General features: G+C 59.3%; 13 protein-coding genes and 1 pseudogene. 8 read left to right on the plus strand and 6 right to left on the minus strand.

Going from position 1 to position 17,485, the window contains the following annotated elements; genetic code table 11:
* Positions 1–104: 104 nt before the first annotated feature.
* Both O9320_16035 and O9320_16040 read left to right on the plus strand, forming a co-directional pair.
* Positions 105–332 (plus strand): hypothetical protein, encoded by a 228-nt coding sequence (locus tag O9320_16035; GenBank protein MCZ8312357.1) that lies wholly within the window; start codon positions 105–107, stop codon positions 330–332.
* Positions 325–2,844, plus strand: coding sequence for an AAA family ATPase (locus O9320_16040; protein ID MCZ8312358.1), 2,520 nt, complete (start codon positions 325–327; stop codon positions 2,842–2,844). Before O9320_16035 ends, O9320_16040 begins: the two co-directional genes overlap by 8 nt.
* Before the next feature lie 357 nt (positions 2,845–3,201).
* Here the strand turns inward: O9320_16040 and O9320_16045 are convergent, their stop codons facing one another.
* From O9320_16045 to O9320_16065, 5 genes are all read right to left on the minus strand, one after another.
* Complete coding sequence (locus O9320_16045; GenBank protein MCZ8312359.1) at positions 3,202–6,744, minus strand: HsdR family type I site-specific deoxyribonuclease; 3,543 nt, start codon at positions 6,742–6,744, stop codon at positions 3,202–3,204.
* Positions 6,745–6,886: 142 nt separating this feature from the next.
* Positions 6,887–8,044 carry a restriction endonuclease subunit S gene (locus O9320_16050; protein ID MCZ8312360.1) on the minus strand — a complete coding sequence of 386 codons (1,158 nt, stop codon included), beginning with the start codon at positions 8,042–8,044 and terminating at the stop codon, positions 6,887–6,889.
* Positions 8,037–9,539, minus strand: coding sequence for a class I SAM-dependent DNA methyltransferase (locus tag O9320_16055; GenBank protein MCZ8312361.1), 1,503 nt, complete (start codon positions 9,537–9,539; stop codon positions 8,037–8,039). Before O9320_16055 ends, O9320_16050 begins: the two co-directional genes overlap by 8 nt.
* A gap of 2 nt (positions 9,540–9,541) precedes the next feature.
* Entirely contained in the window at positions 9,542–9,922 is a 381-nt protein-coding gene (locus tag O9320_16060; GenBank protein ID MCZ8312362.1) for a hypothetical protein, read from the minus strand.
* Positions 9,919–11,439 carry a class I SAM-dependent DNA methyltransferase gene (locus tag O9320_16065; protein ID MCZ8312363.1) on the minus strand — a complete coding sequence of 507 codons (1,521 nt, stop codon included), beginning with the start codon at positions 11,437–11,439 and terminating at the stop codon, positions 9,919–9,921. The genes O9320_16060 and O9320_16065 overlap by 4 nt, the downstream gene beginning before the upstream one ends.
* 326 nt (positions 11,440–11,765) lie before the next feature.
* Here O9320_16065 and O9320_16070 point away from each other — a divergent pair.
* A pseudogene (locus O9320_16070) lies at positions 11,766–12,605 on the plus strand (PA0069 family radical SAM protein).
* Here O9320_16070 and O9320_16075 read toward each other — a convergent pair.
* A complete protein-coding gene (locus O9320_16075) occupies positions 12,602–13,468 on the minus strand; it encodes a prephenate dehydratase (GenBank protein ID MCZ8312364.1) in 867 nt (288 codons plus the stop codon). The pseudogene O9320_16070 and the gene O9320_16075 sit on opposite strands and share 4 nt — an antisense overlap.
* A 182-nt stretch (positions 13,469–13,650) precedes the next feature.
* Here O9320_16075 and O9320_16080 point away from each other — a divergent pair, with 182 nt between their 5' ends.
* The 5 genes from O9320_16080 (at position 13,651) to O9320_16100 (ending at position 17,388) form a co-directional block, all read left to right on the plus strand.
* Positions 13,651–14,205, plus strand: a complete 555-nt coding sequence (locus O9320_16080; GenBank protein MCZ8312365.1) for a cytochrome c family protein — start codon at positions 13,651–13,653, stop codon at positions 14,203–14,205.
* A 14-nt stretch (positions 14,206–14,219) separates the two neighbouring features.
* Positions 14,220–14,489, plus strand: coding sequence for a hypothetical protein (locus O9320_16085; GenBank protein MCZ8312366.1), 270 nt, complete (start codon positions 14,220–14,222; stop codon positions 14,487–14,489).
* A 68-nt stretch (positions 14,490–14,557) separates the two neighbouring features.
* Entirely contained in the window at positions 14,558–15,361 is an 804-nt protein-coding gene (locus O9320_16090; protein MCZ8312367.1) for a creatininase family protein, read from the plus strand.
* Positions 15,362–15,538: 177 nt separating this feature from the next.
* Positions 15,539–16,552, plus strand: coding sequence for an ABC transporter substrate-binding protein (locus O9320_16095; protein MCZ8312368.1), 1,014 nt, complete (start codon positions 15,539–15,541; stop codon positions 16,550–16,552).
* A 2-nt stretch (positions 16,553–16,554) separates the two neighbouring features.
* Complete coding sequence (locus tag O9320_16100; GenBank protein MCZ8312369.1) at positions 16,555–17,388, plus strand: ABC transporter ATP-binding protein; 834 nt, start codon at positions 16,555–16,557, stop codon at positions 17,386–17,388.
* Positions 17,389–17,485: the final 97 nt, after the last annotated feature.

The following is a 17,485-nucleotide window of genomic DNA, read 5'->3' on the forward strand; positions in this document are numbered from 1 at the left end:
TGCTACCCTAGGCCGCGTAAGGGATTTTGAAATGCAGTATTGGATCGTCTAAGTTAATCTGATGGCGGGCGTAGTCAAAAGCGGGAATAAGGGGCGTATCGATCATGGCTGATGAAGAAAAGCCGCAGGAAACACCTGATGCCTTCCTTGCCGCTCTCGGAAATAGTCTAAAGGAAAAAGAAGGCGTTGATGCCGATCTAGCGGCTGTTCTTGTCGCGAACATTCTAAAAGCTGCTCCAGCACAAAACGCCGTGGCCCAAGCGAAGGACGCCATTGTAAAGCTCGCCACCGCGCGGGCGAACTCGCCGAAGGTTGGGGTTGTCGATGGCTGATCCGTTTTTTTTACAGTCGTTGAGTCTGACTGGGTTCCGGGCTTACCTCCAGCCGAAGACCTTCGATTTCAGCAAAAAGCGATGTCTTGCTATCTTCGCGCCAAATGGCAGCGGTAAATCGAGCTTCATTGATGCGCTTGAGTTCATACTTTCCAAAGATGGAACGCTTGAAAAACTAGGGCAGCGCGCGGTTAACAATCAAGCCGGTCCGAATGCCCTTGCGCATAATCTTGCCGAGAAAGCAAAGATCACACCGACCGTGGCGATCAGCGTAGTTTCAGGTAAGAAGGTCTCGAGCGGTAGTCGCCCTGCAGCAGGTACGAAACGTCCGATTCCTGATGTTGCAACTACGATCAATGCTTGTTTTGCGGTTCCGCCCATTATTCGCGGTCATTCTCTCCGTTCTTTTGTAGAAGAACATACGCCGGAGCAGCGTTACACGGATGTCGCAAATTGGTTGCAACTTGGCCCGCTGGTAGAAGTACAAAAGAACCTAAGGCTGCTTCGCACGCAGATTAAGTCTGAGGCCGAAGATAAGACGGAGTTCAGGCGCATCGATGTCCAGCTTGCCAAGGAGACCAACCAGGCGATTAAAACTTGGGACGCAGCCGCAGTTGTTTCCCATATCAATACGGCGATTCTTGCGCCACTTGACTCGGCTCTAGTCCTCACATCCTTTGATGTATCTAATCCAGCCTATATCGAACTAGAGGCGCGCGCCAAAGCGGAGGAGAACAAGGTTGGGCTCGCCGGCCTGCGGCAAATCCGAAACGCGGCTGCCGACTTGTGGCTGGCTAAAACTGACAGCGATAGCGGTGAAACAGTCGTCAGTGGCGCAGTTCCGAGCTTCGATACCGCCGTCGCGACACTCACTGCTGCTGAAGTCAAGGAAGGCGAAGAGCGTGACAAAGCAGCCGGGACCGTGTTTCAGGCTCTGTGGAAAGCCGCTGAGCCGCTTTTTGCCGAGGACGCGCCGATATTAGATGCCTGTCCGGTTTGTACAACACCGATTGCGAATACGGAGGCCGGCAGCGCAGAAGCGATTCGCAACCACGTTGCAAAACACCTTGAGCAGCTAGCCGATTATGCAACTGCCAAGAAGGCGCGCGACGATGCTAAGATTCTGGCACTAAAGGCCCATACACAAGTAGTGGCGTCGCTTCGTGGGTTGATTGGTTTGCTTGGAGATGTGGATGCGCCGCTCAGAACCGAATTGGTTGCGTATCAGTCAGGCATCGTCGGTTGGCCGAAAAACGCTGCGTTAGCCTCGATCGAAATCGCAGCCTCGATCTCCAAGCTACTGATAGCTGTCGATAAAGAGATTTCCGACATTGAGGCTAAACAAGGGGATCACACCTATATCAGGGCCAAAGCACAGGTCGATCGTCTAAGGGAGCTGGAGGGCGAACGGAATCTCGCGCTGCAGATAAGCAAGGAAATGGGGAAGTTGTCTGATGCGCTCATGGCGCAAACGACAACGATCTCGGCGGAGATCCGAAAGAAAGTGCAGGCACTGCTTGAAAAACTTCAGAAGCCAATGAATGACATATACAAGATCATTCAGGGCGCGGATGCCAAGCCGATCCGGCTTGAGCTTCCGGGAGAAGAGGATGGAAATCAGCAGCGCCTCAATCTGCTGATTGATTTTGCTGCGAATCGGACCGGTGTACAGCCGGGCGGCTATTTAAGCGACTCCCAGATCCATTCAGTGGCGTTGGCGCTGCGTATGGCGGCGATCAAGCAGTTCAACGCGAATGCGCCCATCATCGCGCTCGACGACATTGTCACCTCTTACGATGCCGATCATCGCCGCAACATTTCTGGGCTGATTGCCACTATGTTCGGCGACTGCCAAGTTCTAATCACTACCCATGACGAGAGATTCTTTCTCTACTTGAAGGATCAACTTGAAGATAAGGCCTGGCATTTCACCCGTATTATCGGCACCGACCCAGCCGGGCCGAGATTCGCAGATCATAAGGTGAGTGACGCGATGATCGAGGCTCGTTGGGAGTCCGGGCAGTCGGCGGCCAACGAGATGCGCCAAGCCGAAGAGGAATGGTTACTCTGCATTTGCCGCGATTTTGGCGTTAGTGTTCAAATCCGACCACTGGAGAAGGCCTATTCGTACGAGCGTAGTGAGTTGGCATCAGCGCTGGGCGGTTTCCTCAAGAAAGCTAAGCTGGAACCAGCCTTGGTGCCGAGTGTCGCCAATCGCTTCCTCTCAAGCCTTGCAACCGGCGTCATTGAAAACTTTGGGAGTCATTTTCAGGACGTGCCTTATGGCAGCGGCTCGATCGGCGATGAAAAGGCACGCTGGGAAGAGTTCAAGACCTTCCGAAGCCAGTTCATCTGTAAGAAATGTAATCGCACAAGGTTCCAAAGACCACTCACGCTTAAGAAGCCGGTATGCGCACATGACGGGTGTGAGACCCAATTTGAGTTCGGAGCTGTGGAGCGGCATAATGGTAAAGCGATCAAGGCCCCTCGAGTTGGCGACGCAGACCTTTGAAACGCAAGGCGATTGAACCATCCCGGGATCGCCTGAGGCTATTTGGCTTAAGTCACGCCGCCCGCTTCTACTCGCTGAGCATAGCGTAGAAACTTGCCTCGGCTTCCGCCGGCGGGATATTGCCGATAGGCTCCAGTAGCCAACGATTGTTGAACCAGTCTACCCAAGTCATCGTCGCAATCCTGGGGCGGTTCGATTTTTGGACGACGTTGTTTAGGCAAAGCTCAGCTTAACCATGCTGCCCCGAGATACATATCCTCAGCGGTTGACGGCTTCATTTACTTTAGTGGGGATTCAGTAAATCCCACTGATATCATTCTTATGATATTTTGCTCTTAGGGGCCCAGTTTTATAAACTTAATAGTACTCTTTGACATAGGCATATGCCCTCTCAAACAGATCCGCTTCCTGATGAAGCTTGTAGCGAAAGAGTGTCTGCCGTAGCGCCTTCTTTACCTCGCGCTCGCCAGCGTGTGTCGCCTGCCAACCATCGAAGCGCACCGCGCGCACAATCTCGTCGATATCATCGACGGCCCGTTTGACCATTACCGGCGTGTCGCCGTTCCGCGCCTCCTCGAACAGTGCGGTCAGTGCCGCCTTGCCGCGATCGATATCCTCTTCTTCGGGAGTTTCGCGCTCGGTCCTCACGACGTCCTTTGCCAGAGCCAGAAGCTCCTTCAAGAAGTCGATCGAAAGGAGCAGACCCTGCTGGTGCCGATTCCTGAGGTCCTCCAGGCGTTCGCCAAGCGCTTTGAATTTCGGATTGCCTGCGTGTTTCCGTAAGCGGCCCGCCAGCTTTATCGAGATTTCCTTGCCCTTCTTTTCGGGATCGGGATTTTCGAGCACAGCTTCCAGCAGTCCGGCATCGAGGACCAGCGTGTCGAGATCGTCGCGCACGGCATCAACACGGACGTTGGCGTGGATCAACTCTATGGTCTTGGCGCCAAGGCGATGCCAGAGGAGCCGACCTGTGCCGCTAGACGGTTTCAGTGATTCGTAGACCTGTGCCAGCCAGCGAAAGTCAGACTCAAACTGGGTAAGCACCGGATCGGGCGACAACGCCTCCCAAATCCGCGCCAGGACGCCAAAGTCGGCAGCGAACGCGTCGCGCAGGTCGTTGTTCGGGATGCACTCCTGCGCGGCGATCAGGCCCTCGTATCCGGTCAGGCTGCGATCCACGCCAGCGAAATAGGCGAGGCACTTTTGTAAGGCTGTAGGGAGTGCGTTGATCAACTCGGCGATGTTCGACACCGCCTTCTGCACACCTTCCTCGTCGAACTTCAGCGCCTGCGCCACGTCGTCGAAGATGCCGAGGTAGTCGACGATCAGACCATGCGTCTTCTGCTCGCCATACGGACGGTTAGTGCGGCAGATTGCCTGCAGCAGCGTGTGATCGCGCAGCGGCTTGTCCAGGTACATCGTCTGCAAGATCGGCGCGTCGAAGCCGGTCAACAGCTTCGACGTCACTATGATGATCTTGAGTGGGTCCTTCGGATCGCGGAAACGGTCTAATAGCTTTTCCTCGGCATCCCGATCACGCTTAAAGGGCGCGTATTGCGGCTCGCCGCTGTTGACCGAGATCACAACGTCTGAGACCTCGGGCGGCAGGTGCCGGTCGAGTTCCTGCTTGTAGAGCAGGCAGCTTTCGCGGTCGAAGGTCACCACCTGCGCGCCGAAACCGTTCGGGGCGACCTTCTCCTGGAAATGCTTGGCGATATCGCCACAGATCGCACGGATGCGCTCGGGCGCTTTCACCAGGATCGACATCTTCGCAGCAGCCTTGCCCAGCCGATCTTTGTCCTCGTCTGTCAGGCCCTGCGTCAACTCGGCGTATGCTTCCTCGATGGCCTTCTGGTCGATGTGCAGGTCTACCAGTCGCGGCTCGAAATGCAGCTCTTTTGTTGCGCCGTCGCGAATCGAGTCGTTGAGCCCATAGCGGCTCATGTAGCCGCCCTCGTCAGTCTCGGCGCCGAAAGCGTAGAAGGTGTTCTTGTCGGCCCGGTTGATCGGCGTACCGGTTAGACCGAACAGAAACGCGTTCGGAAGCGCTTCGCGCATTCTGCGGCCGAGATCGCCTTCTTGCGTTCGGTGCGCCTCATCGACCAGGACGATGATGTTGTCGCGGTCATTCAGCACGCCATCGGCTTCGGCGAATTTGTGAATCGTGGTGATCACCACCTTGCGCGCATCCTTAGCCAGCAGATCGGCCAGGTCCTTGCGTTTTTCGGTGCGCACCATGTTGGGCATGTCGGCGGCATAGAAGGTGCCGGAGATTTGGCTATCGAGGTCGATTCGGTCGACCACCACCAGCACAGTGGGGTTCTTCAGCGCCGGATGTAGCCTTAGCTTGCGCGCGGCGAACAGCATCAAGAGCGACTTGCCCGAACCCTGGAAATGCCAGATCAGCCCTTTGCGCGGCTGTCCCGCCACCACCCGCGAGACGATCTTGTTGACGCCGTCCACCTGCTGATAGCGCGCGATTACCTTGATGCGGAGCTTGCCCTTCTGCGTCGCGAACGCGGTGAAGCTTCCGAGCATGTCGAGAACCATCGCCGGTCGCAGCATCGAGGTGGCGGCCTTTTCCACCGCGCCCAGCGATTGCGCTCCGTCGCCCTCTCGCCAGGGGCCCCAAAGGTCGACCGGCATCCGAACCGAGCCATAGCGGAACTCCTTTCCCTCGGTCGCCACCGAAAAGACGTTGGGCACGAACAGTTCCGGCACGTTTCGTTCGTAGTTGTCATGCACCTGCAAGGCGGCGTCGAGCCAGCTCTGGCTTGACCGCACCGGCGTCTTTGCCTCGATCAGGACAAGAGGAATGCCGTTGACGAGAAGAACCAGATCGGCGCGCTTTTCGGTCTTGCCCGCCCGGATAGTGAACTGCTGGGTGACGATGAAACTGTTCTTCTCGATATCGTCAAAATCGATCAATCGGATGGTGACGTGCTCGCCATTTGCGCCGAGCGGCATTGAGCGCTCGCCCAAGGCCCACGCAGAAAATTCCTCGTTCGCCTTAACCAGACCGTCCGACCGCGCGCCCATGACGATGGCGCGCAGGCGGTAGAGCACGTCATCGGCCCGGCCTGGGGTGGCAGCAATATCGGGGTTCAGGCGGATCAGTGCATCACGAAGATGGGCTTCGACGAGTACCTCTTGCGACTGCCGGGGCAGGTCGACGGGGGAGATATAGTGCCAGCCGAGGCCCGCAATCCTGCCACCCGCGCGGGCCAAGCCAGGCGAAAACTCTCGAGGACGTGAAATCGATGGACCAGCCAGGATATCGCGCAGATGCGCTTCAACGGTGTTCCCTTCATTGAAGCTGGCTATACGACGGGCGCGTTCGTCTTGGAATGATGCGCTTTCCACGCCAGGTTCAATCCCAGCCACTTTGATGGGTCCCAACAGGGCTTGCAGTTTGAATTGAGTTTCCACCGAATGCAGCAATCTGTCGGCTCCATCAGCCGGAACCGAAACAGTCAGAAGAATGCTGCCCTGCTTTACGGACACGATAAGCACGTCCTTCGGCGAGGCGTCGATAACCGCCGCGATCGCTGCGAGCACTCGATTCCTCTCTTGTTCGAAGTTATCCTTGGTCGTATCGAGCTCAAGAGTTACCAACGTTTTTGGTCCGAAATCGGCCGAGACGCCTTTATAGCGAGCCACCCACGGCTTTTTCTTATACTTCTTGAGCGTCTTTGCATCCCACTTTTGATCATGTGAAAGCTTATGGCAAAGGCTGCAAAGCACGACCAGATTCTCGAATGAATGGTCTTTAGTCTCCGACCACGGGATGATATGCGCTTTCTCTAGCGAAACAGTTTCGCCGCATGCACAACACCGATGCCCGCACTCAATCATCAGGTTGCGCTGTGTTTCCGCAGGGATTAACGGGCGGGTCGGCATCACACTTGCTCTCTGAGATCGGAGTACTCGCCATCGATGACAACGTCGGCGCTAAGTCGCGCAGAATTGACCAGGGGCGCGCCCGCGAGAAGGTCGCGCAGATGGACTTCGACGGTGTTGGCGCCATTGAACTTCATACCCATCACGCATCGAACACTTTCGCTGAAATCTTCTGGTAGAAGCATTGGAAGCTATCTCGCCGTCTTTCTGCCGCTACGCGCTGGTTTTCGAGCACGGCAATCTCCGCGACGATTTCCTTCTGTTCGTCGATGCGCGGTACCCAAATGGGGAAATCAGATACTAGCTTCGTATTCAAAGCATGCTGATTGGTTCCGTGGCTCCAATGGCGTAGCGGCTCGTAGCAGGATTCAAGCTGATAGAAGAGGAACTCGGGAACGATGCCCTCACTAGGCGATACCGCCGCAAAGTTCTGATTGGTGGTGGCGTCGATCCTGAGCAGCGCCGCCTTACCGCGTGTTGTTCCTTCGCCGATCATGGCCACGAGTGTCGAACCTGCCGGGATCAGCCGAAGTGAGCATTTTCTCAGAGCGAGTTCAGTTATGCACTCAGTAGCCGCTTCGATGTAACGTTCATTGACCTTTCCTGTCGGCAGCCACGGAACGTTTCCGTTCCAGAAGTCTGGGTTCTCACGACTGGGTGTTGTGCCGTTTCGAACGGTTGCGACCTCCCCAATGCGCGTTCGCGCAATCTCTTTTCTCTTCTCAATGAACAGTGTCTTGCAGAACGAACGCATCGCTAACGCAGCAGAGTCGGCGACAGTACCGAGTCCATCACGGACCTCATTTGCTGCCATCAGTGCTCCCACCATCCGCGCCTGCTCCTGGATTGGTGGTAGTAGGAACTCGAACGTTGCCAGACTGGTCCAGTTGGTGCGCGGCGACAGCGACCCGGCCGAGGTACCGACGGCATGATCGAAGAAGGCATCGGTCTGACACAGAAACGGCAGCAATTCGGGCATCAGCCGATCAATCGCCGGTTCCAGCACATAGATGTCGCCGGAACAAACCCCTTCGAAATCCGCCACCGCCACCTTGCGCTGATAGGCACGGCGCTTGCCGAACAGAACCTGTCCCGGCTTGAACAACGTGGTGAAGGTAGTGCCATCGGCCACGTCACCCCAGCGCCGGATGCGCAAGTCTCCGGGTTCGATATGCTCCAGCCCCACCACACGTTCGATCCCGGCGGCCTCCGGATCGGCCACACGCACTTTCGACAGGCGTACCACGTCGCCAAAGGCCACGCGTGTCGACCCCGCCTTGGAAATCGGCCGCTCAAGCATCGGAATCCTCCGAAGGCGCAAGGCCATCGAGCATGTCCACCAGCGCGTCCATGCCCGTCCAGAACTCGCGCCCTTCCTCATCAAACGCCGCCCAGGTCGCCGCCAGCGTGGTACCCCCACCTGCCACCGCAGCCTTGAGCCGCTTCACATAGCGGGCAATCGACAGATTGCCGTCAGCCGCCAGCACATCGGTCGCCTCCGCCACCGCGGCAAAGCCGGGATCATCGGCAAAGGCCTGATAGGCCGACAGGATGCGCATTTGATGGTCCGGGCGCAGTAAGCTTTGCGCCCGTTCGCGCGCAATCTCGGCCACCGCATCGATGAACAGGATACGGCCCTTGCGCGCCGCCGGTTTCCGCGACCTGCAGATTACCACGCAGGCCTCCATCGGTGAGTTGTAGAACAGCCCCGGCCCCAGCCCCAGTACGCATTCGACCCGGTCGGATTCGATCAGCCTACGCCGCATCTCGGCCTCTTCGTTGCGGAACAGCACGCCATGTGGGAACAGGACCGCACAACGCCCGGTCTTCGGGTCCATCGACGACAGGATGTGCTGGAAGAACGCGTAATCCGCCCGCCCCTGCGGCGGAGTGCCGAGGAAGTTGCGGCCCCAGGCATCCTGCTCCCAAGCGCCCCGGTTCCATTTCTTGATAGAATAGGGTGGGTTGGCCAGGACCACGTCGAAAGTTCTTAGTCGATCGCCCTCCACGAAGGCGGGCGTTGCCAGCGTGTTGCCGCTGGCGATGTGGAAATCGTCCACGCCATGGATGACTAGGTTCATCCGCGCGATGGCAGCGGTGATGGTGATCAACTCCTGCCCATAAAGACCGTTGGTGCGGATATCACCGCCGCGCCTCTTCACCTCGGCCAAGCATGAGATCAACATGCCACCGGTGCCGCAGGTCGGGTCATAGATGCTTTCGCCGGGCTGGGGCTCCAGCATCTGCGCCATCAGATGGACAAGTGTGCGGTTGGTGTAGAACTCCTGTGCAGTGTGACCGCTGTCGTCGGCGAATTTCTTGATCAAGTATTCGTAGCCATTGCCGAGCTCATCCTCTGGCACGGCAGCAAGGGTCAGGTCGTGCTTGGAGAAATGCTCGATCAAATTCTTCAGCGTGCTGTCGGGCGTCTCGGCCTTATCGGTCCAGTTCGCATTACCGAAGACGCCCTGCAGGCGTTCTGGATTCGCCGACTCGATGGCGAGGAAGGCCGACAGCAGTGCGCGCCCCACATCGCGCGGCGCGACGCGGACATCTCTCCAGTGGGCGCCTTTGGGGATCACGAAGCGATCGTTGGCGGTGTCAGTGGCATAGCCCGCGTCCCCAGTTTCATCGAGGGCTTTTTGATAATCCTCGTCCCAAACGTCGGACAGGCGTTTAAAGAACATCAGCGGGAAGATGTATTGCTTGTAGTCGCTGGCATCGATGAGGCCACGCAGCAGGGTCGCAGCGCCCCAGAGATAGCTTTCGAGTTCGCGTTGGCTAATCTGGCCCATACTTATTGGCTTTCCAGCCATCGTTCAGCGGGGGCAAATAGATTCTGACCCTGTACATGGACCACATGTGTCCATTGCGTGCCGACGAGCGAGAAAATCACGATTGCCGAGCCGCTGTTGATGAAGTCCTCATCCAGCACGTAGTGCGCCTTCAAGCTACCCGGGCTGAAACCATCACCCCTTCGCTGCGGCCTGAAGGCAATCCTGTCAAACAGTTCTTTTTGCTGGTCCGAAAGAAGATCGGAAACGCTAGTCCAGCGGGTGTTCACGCCTGCCAGCTTGAAGACAAACGAAGTGTCATCGTTGTCGCAACATAGCTGGTCCAGGAACGCGGTGAGTTCCTTTCCTTCGACTGAAACAGAAACTGGTGTGGCGATGCTCATTGCAGCCACCCCCCTTCGGTCAGCACCTTGCGCAGATAATCCTCGGCTGCCCGGGCATCGACGAGCGCAGTCTTGAACGCCTCTACGGCGTCGGGCAGCGGCGGGATATCCTCGCCGATGGGTGGCAGGACGTAGCGCGAAATATTCAGCGTCCAGCCTTCCTTCTTGATCTCGTCAAGTGTTACGACCTTGGCGCGGTCCTCGGCATCCTCGAAGGCGCGGTGCCAAGCAACAATCTGGTCGCTGTGCTCCTGGTCGAGAAAGTTCTGCGCCCGGCCTTTCCGGAACAGGCTGGAAGCGTCGATGATCAGGACCTTATTCTTGCGGGCTGCGGGCTTCTTGCGGCGCAGTACCATCACACAGCCTGCCAGTTGCGTGCCGTAGAACAAGTTCGACGCTAGGCCGATGACCGACTCGACCATGTCCTTTTCGAGCAGAGCCTGCCGGATGGAGCCTTCGGCCGATTTCCGGAACAGCGCACCTTGAGGCAGGACGACCGCCATGCGGCTGTTCCCGGCGGGCGCCATCGACGCAATCATGTGCTGGACAAAGGCATAGTCGCCATAGCTCTCGGGCGGGATGCCGTACTGGGCGCGGCCCCAAGGGTCGGCCTCCCAAATATCGCGGCCCCATTCCTTGAGCGAGAACGGCGGATTCGCGATCACGCAGTCGAAGGTGGCTAGTCCGCCAGTGCTGGAATCCGTAAAGGCCGGATTGCGCAGCGTGTCCTCGCGCGCCACCTGGAAATCCTCAATCCCGTGCAGAACGAGGTTCATCCGCGCGATCGCAGCCGTGGTCAGGTTCTTCTCCTGACCATAAATCTTGCCGTAGAAGGTGCGTGGATCACCGCCTTTGCGGACAACGTGCTCGATAGCCCCAAGCAGCATGCCGCCAGTTCCGCAAGCGGGATCGTAGATACTCTCGCTTTCCTTGGGGTCGAGGATCTCGACCATCATGCGCACGACACTGCGCGGGGTGTAGAACTCACCCGCCTTGTTTCGGCGCGTGACGTCAGCAAACTTACCGACCAGATACTCGTACGCGTCACCGAGCACGTCCGTGCTGACCGTCGTGTTGCCCAGCCCGATCTCGGAGAACCCCTCAATCAGATCCTTCAGCAATTCGTCGGAGAACTTCTCCTTGTTGCCCCAGTCTGCCGAGCCGAAGACGCGGAAGAGCGTGTCCGGGTTGGCCCGCTCGATCTGCTGCATGGCCTTTTGCAGAGCGGCGCCGACGTTAGCGGGTGCCTCCCTGATGTCATTCCAGTGGCAGCCGTCCGGGAGCACGAAGCGATGCACCTCGGGAAAGAGTGACGAGTCCGCATCACCGAAAATCTCGCGAGCAGCAACGGTTTCTTCGTCCCAGACGTCGGAGATGCGCTTGAAGAACAGCAAAGGAAGGATGTAGCCCTTCCAATCTGTGCGATCGACTGCGGAACCGCGAAGAGTGTTCGCCGCGTCCCACATGGCTGACTTTAGCTGACGTCCTTGGTCTTCCGGTTCATTGGCCGTCGACATACACACCGTCAATCATGCTTGGAGATATGGGATCAACCATGGCGCGCCCAACTAGACGGGAGGCCGAAAGTTCATTCAAGGGACAGGGTGCCATGCTTTCTGAATGTATCGCATCCGATTCTTGCAATAAGTTTGACCATACGGACCAAACCATTCCAGGCAAGGTGGCCGCCGAAGTATGCAGAGCCTCAACCTCGGTTTTTTGAGACACTGTTAAATCACGGAAAAAGTGTTCACAATATTTGTTCACATCTTCAAACCTATAAATCAGCTTACTTACAGGGCAATCTACATAGTATGAACATAATTGGACGGATATAACGCTTGGCTGCGTCTATTGTTATGCGCGGCCCACGCACGCCTATCTTGGCCTGTCGCCGGGGCTCGATTTCGAGACCAAACTATTCGCCAAGCACGATGCGCCTGAATTGTTGGCGGCCGAGTTGCGCAAGCCCGGCTACAAGCCGATGGCGATCGCACTCGGCACCAACACCGATCCCTACCAGCCGATCGAACGCGATCTCAAAATCACGCGCCGCATTCTCGAGACGTTGGCGGCGTTTTCGCATCCGTTCTCGATCGTCACCAAATCCGATCTCGTGGCGCGCGACCGCGACATTATCGGCCCGATGGCCGCGCGCAATCTCGCCCACGTGTTCGTGTCGGTGACAACGCTCGACCGCGATTTGGCACGCACGCTTGAGCCGCGCGCACCCACGCCTGCCAAGCGCCTGGCCGCAATCCGCGCGCTCGTCGATGCGGGCTGCAAAGTGGGTGTGATGGCGGCCCCCATGATCCCGGCCCTCAACGATGCCGAGCTTGAGGCGATCCTCGAAGCATCGCGCGATGCAGGCGCTACGAGTGCGGGCTACACGCTGCTGCGCCTGCCCTTGGAGCTCAAAGAAATCTTCGACGAATGGCTCGAAGCGCACGCCCCGCTCAAAAAGAAACACGTGCTGTCGCTGGTGCGCGACACGCGCGGGGGTGCCCTCAATTCGGCCGAATTCGGCACGCGCTTCGTGGGCAACGGCCCTTATGCCGCCCTGCTGAACCAGCGCTTCAAAAAAGCGCGCACGCGCTTGAGCCTCGACCGCAACGATTGGTCGACAGACCTCACGCAGTTCAAGCCGCCGCCGCAGAAGGGCGACCAGCTCGCGTTTTTCTAGCGGCCCTTGAAACGATACGGGTGGGCGGGATAGACGCCGATGATCTTCACGAAATCCGAGAAGAAGCCGAGCTCTTCGAGTGCGTGCGCAAAATTGGTTTCGCTTGGGTGGCCTTCGACGTCGGCATAGAACTGCGTGGCCGTGAACACGCCGCCCAGCATGTAGCTTTCGAGCTTGGTCATGTTGACGCCGTTGGTCGCAAACCCGCCCATCGCCTTGTAGAGTGCTGCCGGGCGGTTCTTGACGCGGAATACGAAGGTGGTCACGGCCGGGCCCTTTTTGGGATCGGCCTCTTGTGCCTTTTTGGACAGCACCACGAAGCGCGTGGTGTTGTGCGCGACGTCCTCGAGATCTTTTTTCAGCGATTTGAGCCCGTAGATTTCGCCCGCCAGCGACGAGGCGATGGCCGCCCGCGTGGGGTCGTTCGCCTGCGCGATTTCGGCGGCCGAACCGGCCGTGTCGGCACCCACCACGCGCTTCAAGCCCAGCCTCTTGGTCGTCTCGCGGCACTGGTCGAGCGCTTGGATATGGCTCTGCACCGTGCGCAGCGTCGCAAGCGTGGCGCCGCGCGGGGCCAGCAGATGGTGGTTCACCCGCTGGAAATGTTCGCCCACGATATGCAGGCCTGCACTCGGGATCAGATGGTGGATTTCGGCCACGCGGCCCGCGAGCGAGTTTTCGATCGGGATCATGCCGAGTTCCGCCCGGCCGCTGCGCACGGCCTCGAACGCTTCTTCAAAGCTCGGGCACGGCAGCGGCTCGAAATCCGGACGAGCCGCTTTGCAGGCCAGATGCGAATAAGCGCCCGGAACGCCCTGGAATGCGATGCGGGGCGGGGTTTTGGGTTTCGGCATGGCAACCATTTCGGCACACGAGGAAAAGGGCGCGGAGTATCCGGGGCCAAGCGGGCCTGCGTCAACAGCGCACCTGCGGCAGACTGTCGCAGGCCGCAGATGTATTTGTTTGGGTTGCGCAGGTCCGAACAGGCCTCTAAATTGCGGCACGTTTGTCAATCGCCAATTCAGCACGAGTCGGGGCCGCGACCATGAACTCCTACGAACTCAACAAGATTTTCGGCGCCGTCGTCGGTTCGGTGCTGGTTGTGACGGTCCTTGGGTTCATCGCCAACATGCTGGTGCAACCGCGCCAGCTCGAAAAGTCCGTGCTCGACATCAAGCTGCCGGAGACCGCCGTCGCGGCGGCACCTGCCGAACCGGCCGTCGCACTCCCGCCGATCGGCCCGCTGCTGGCTTCGGCCGATATCGAGGCGGGCAAGGCTGCCTTACGCAACTGCACCTCGTGCCATACGTTCGAGAAGGGCGGCCGCAACGGCGTGGGTCCCAATCTGTGGGATGTCGTCGCCAAGAAGAAGGCGCATATCGACGGCTTCAACTATTCGCAGGCTTTGACGGCCGCTGCCGCCCGCCCGGGCGAAGACGGCCAGTGGGGCTACGAGCAGCTCAACGGCTTCCTTGCCAACCCGCGCGCCTATCTTGCCGGCACGCGTATGGCGTTTGCAGGCATTCGTCGCGCCGAAGACCGCGCCAATCTGATCGCCTACATGCGCACGCTGTCGGACAGCCCGGCAGCGTTGCCGTAACGAAGCGCCCAACCATGGCCGGCCAAACATACAATGTCGCCGTCGTGCCCGTCGGCGGCATCGAGATCGTGGTCGTCCATGTCGATGCGGCCTCGTGCTCGACGCCCGAAATGCAGACGCGCTCGATGAAGTTTTTCCAAGCCCGCCTGCTCGGCAAGCATGTGGTGCTGATGCATGTCGATCTGATGCGCAAGCCCGTCTATCTCGGCGCGCCCAATCTCGTCGCCTCCCTGCGCGGCAAGGGCACGGCCGATCTCAAATGGCAGAAAGTCGTGATGGCCTGAAGCGGCACGCCGCTTGCCTAACGCAAGCCTCGAAGCAAGATTTTTCTGACGCAAACGAGGCCGCGCAAATGTCCAAACTGCCCAAACGCCACTGGCACGAAATGACGTGGCCGGACTTCGCCGCCCTCGACGCGGAGCGCGCGATCGCGGTCCTGCCGGTGGCGGCGATCGAGCAGCACGGGCCGCATCTGCCCGTCTATGTCGACGCCTGCATCAATGCGGGCGTGATCGCCAAAGCGATCGAGACGATGCCCGCGGATCTGCCGGTCACGTTCCTGCCGCCGATGCCGGTCGGCAAATCGAACGAACATATTTCCTATCCGGGCACGCTCACGCTTTCGGCCGAAACGCTGATCCGGCTGTGGGCCGAAATCGGCGAGTCGGTTGCGCGCGCCGGGATCCGCAAATTCGTGATCTTCAACAGCCATGGCGGCCAGCCGCAGGTCTCGGACATCGTGTGCCGCGAACTGCGCGTTCGCCATAAAATGTTTGCGGTCGCGATCAACTACTACGCGCTCGGCAAGCCGCCCAATCTGTTTCCGGAGGGCGAACTCAAACACGGCATCCATGGCGGCTCGGGCGAAACCTCGATGATGATGCATCTGCGCGGCGATCTCGTGAAGACGGAAGAATGCCGCAATTTCGAGCCGTTGTCGGTGCGCATGGAAAAGGACTACGAAATCCTTGCCCCTGAAGGCCGTATCGGCTTCGGCTGGGAAACCCAGGACCTGCACCCGATGGGGGCGTGCGGCAATGCCGCCGATGCCGATGCCGCGCGCGGCAAGATCCTCGTCGAGCATTTTGCGGCCCGCTTCGTCAAAGCCTTGCAGGAAATCGACCGCTATCCGCTGTCCAACATCGTATCGCGCTGAGGTTTGCTGCAATCGCTGGCGCATTGCCTAAATTTACGGCAGCTTGCTAGGATGTTGGCGGGGCCAGCGACCGGCCCTTGGCAGGACCGCAATGGTACGGGTTTTGCTGCTTTCGCGGACCGGAAAAGACTGCCTGAAACCCTTGTTTTACCCCCCTCCCCGGACAGGAGCATCGCAATGAGCGAAACAAAAATTTCGCGCCGCCATTCGCTTGGTTTGTTTGGCGCCGCCGCAGCCTTCGGCACCTTGGCGGCCCCCGCCTTGCGCGCCCAGACGCTCGACAAATTCTCGTACCAGACCAACTGGCGCGCCCAGGCCGAACATGGCGGCTTCTACCAGGCGGTCGCGACCGGCATTTACCGCAAATACGGCATCGACGCCGAAATCCGCATGGGCGGCCCGCAGCAAGATCCCAATACGCTGCTGGTCGGCGGCCGGGTCGATGCGATCATGTCGAACTCGTTCGCGGGCTTCAACTACGCGTCCGAAAACCTGCCCTTCGTCGTCGTCGCGGCCGTGATGCAGAAAGACCCGCAGGTGCTGATCTCGCACCCGGGCATGGGCAACGACACGCTGCCGGCCCTCAAGGGCAAGCCGATCCTGATCGGTGCGGGCGGGCGCACGTCGTACTGGCCGTGGCTCAAGTCGAAATTCGGCTTCACCGACGAGCAGGCGCGCCCCTACACCTTCAACATGGCGCCGTTCCTGGCCGACAAGACGCTCTCGCAGCAGGGCTTCCTGTCGAGCGAGCCGTTCGCGATCGAACAGGCTGGCGTGAAGCCGGTCGTGCATCTGATGGCCAATTACGGCTTCGACAACTACCAGACCACGATCAACACCTCGTGGAAGATGGTCAACGAGAAGCCCGACCTCATGCAGCGCTTCGTGAGCGCTTCGATCGAGGGCTGGGTTTCGTACCTGAACGGCGATCCGGCCCCGGCCAATGCGCTCATCAAGCGCGACAACCCCGACATGGACGACACCAAGATTGCCTACGCGATCAAGGCCATGAAGGACAACGGCATCGTGCAGTCGGGCGACGCGACCACGCTGGGCGTGGGTGCGATGACCGACGCGCGCTGGAAGAGCTTCTACGACGCGATGGTCGCCGCCGGTGCCGTCAAGGCCGGGCTCGACCTCTCGAAGGCCTACACGCTGCGCTTCGTCAACAAGCGCGTCGGGATGGGCTGAACTTGATCGCTGCCGACAACGCGGCCGCAATCGCGCGACCGGCCGGGCCCTCCGCCCGGCCGGTCGTTGCCGTTCGCGGCGTTGCCAAGCTGTTTTCCAACGGCACCTTGGCACTCCAAAACGTCAATCTCGATATCGGGCGTCGCCAATTCATGTCGCTTCTGGGTCCGTCGGGCTGCGGCAAATCGACCTTGCTGCGCATGATCGCAGGGCTCGGCTCGGCTTCGGCCGGCACCATCGACTGGCCCGAGGCCGACCACGACGCGCATGGCGCAGCCTTGCCACGCCTTTCCTTCGTGTTCCAGGAACCCACGCTGATGCCGTGGGCGACCGCCATCAAAAACGTGATGCTGCCTTTGAAGCTCGCAGGCGTTCCCAAAGAGGAGCGCCGCGCGCGCGCGTCCGAAGCGCTCGCCATGGTGGGTTTGGGCGCTTTCGAAAACGCCTACCCGCGCGAACTTTCGGGCGGCATGAAGATGCGCGTGTCTATCGCGCGCGGCATGGTGACCAAGCCCGACGTGCTGCTGATGGACGAGCCGTTTGCGGCACTCGACGAAATCACGCGCTTCAAGCTCAACAACGATTTGCTCGAATTGTGGCACGCGTCCAATTTCACGGTCGTGTTCGTGACACACTCGGTGTTCGAGAGCGTTTATCTCTCGCAGCGCATCGTCGTGATGGCCGCGCGCCCCGGGCGCATCATCGCCGATCTCGACACGACCGCCCCCTATCCACGCACGCCCGACTATCGCACCTCGCCGCTCTACAACGACCATTGCCGCCGCGCCTCGCAAGCACTCGAAGTCGCGATGGGTCACGCCCTGGGAGCGCATTGAAAATGGCCGAAGCCGCCCGCCCCGCCATCACGATCGGCGACGACGCGCCGCCCGTCATCCTGCAGCACAAGCGCGTGCTCGGCGTGTCGGTCGCGAC

Source organism: Magnetospirillum sp., assembly GCA_027532905.1.
Lineage (GTDB): Bacteria > Pseudomonadota > Alphaproteobacteria > CACIAM-22H2 > CACIAM-22H2 > Tagaea.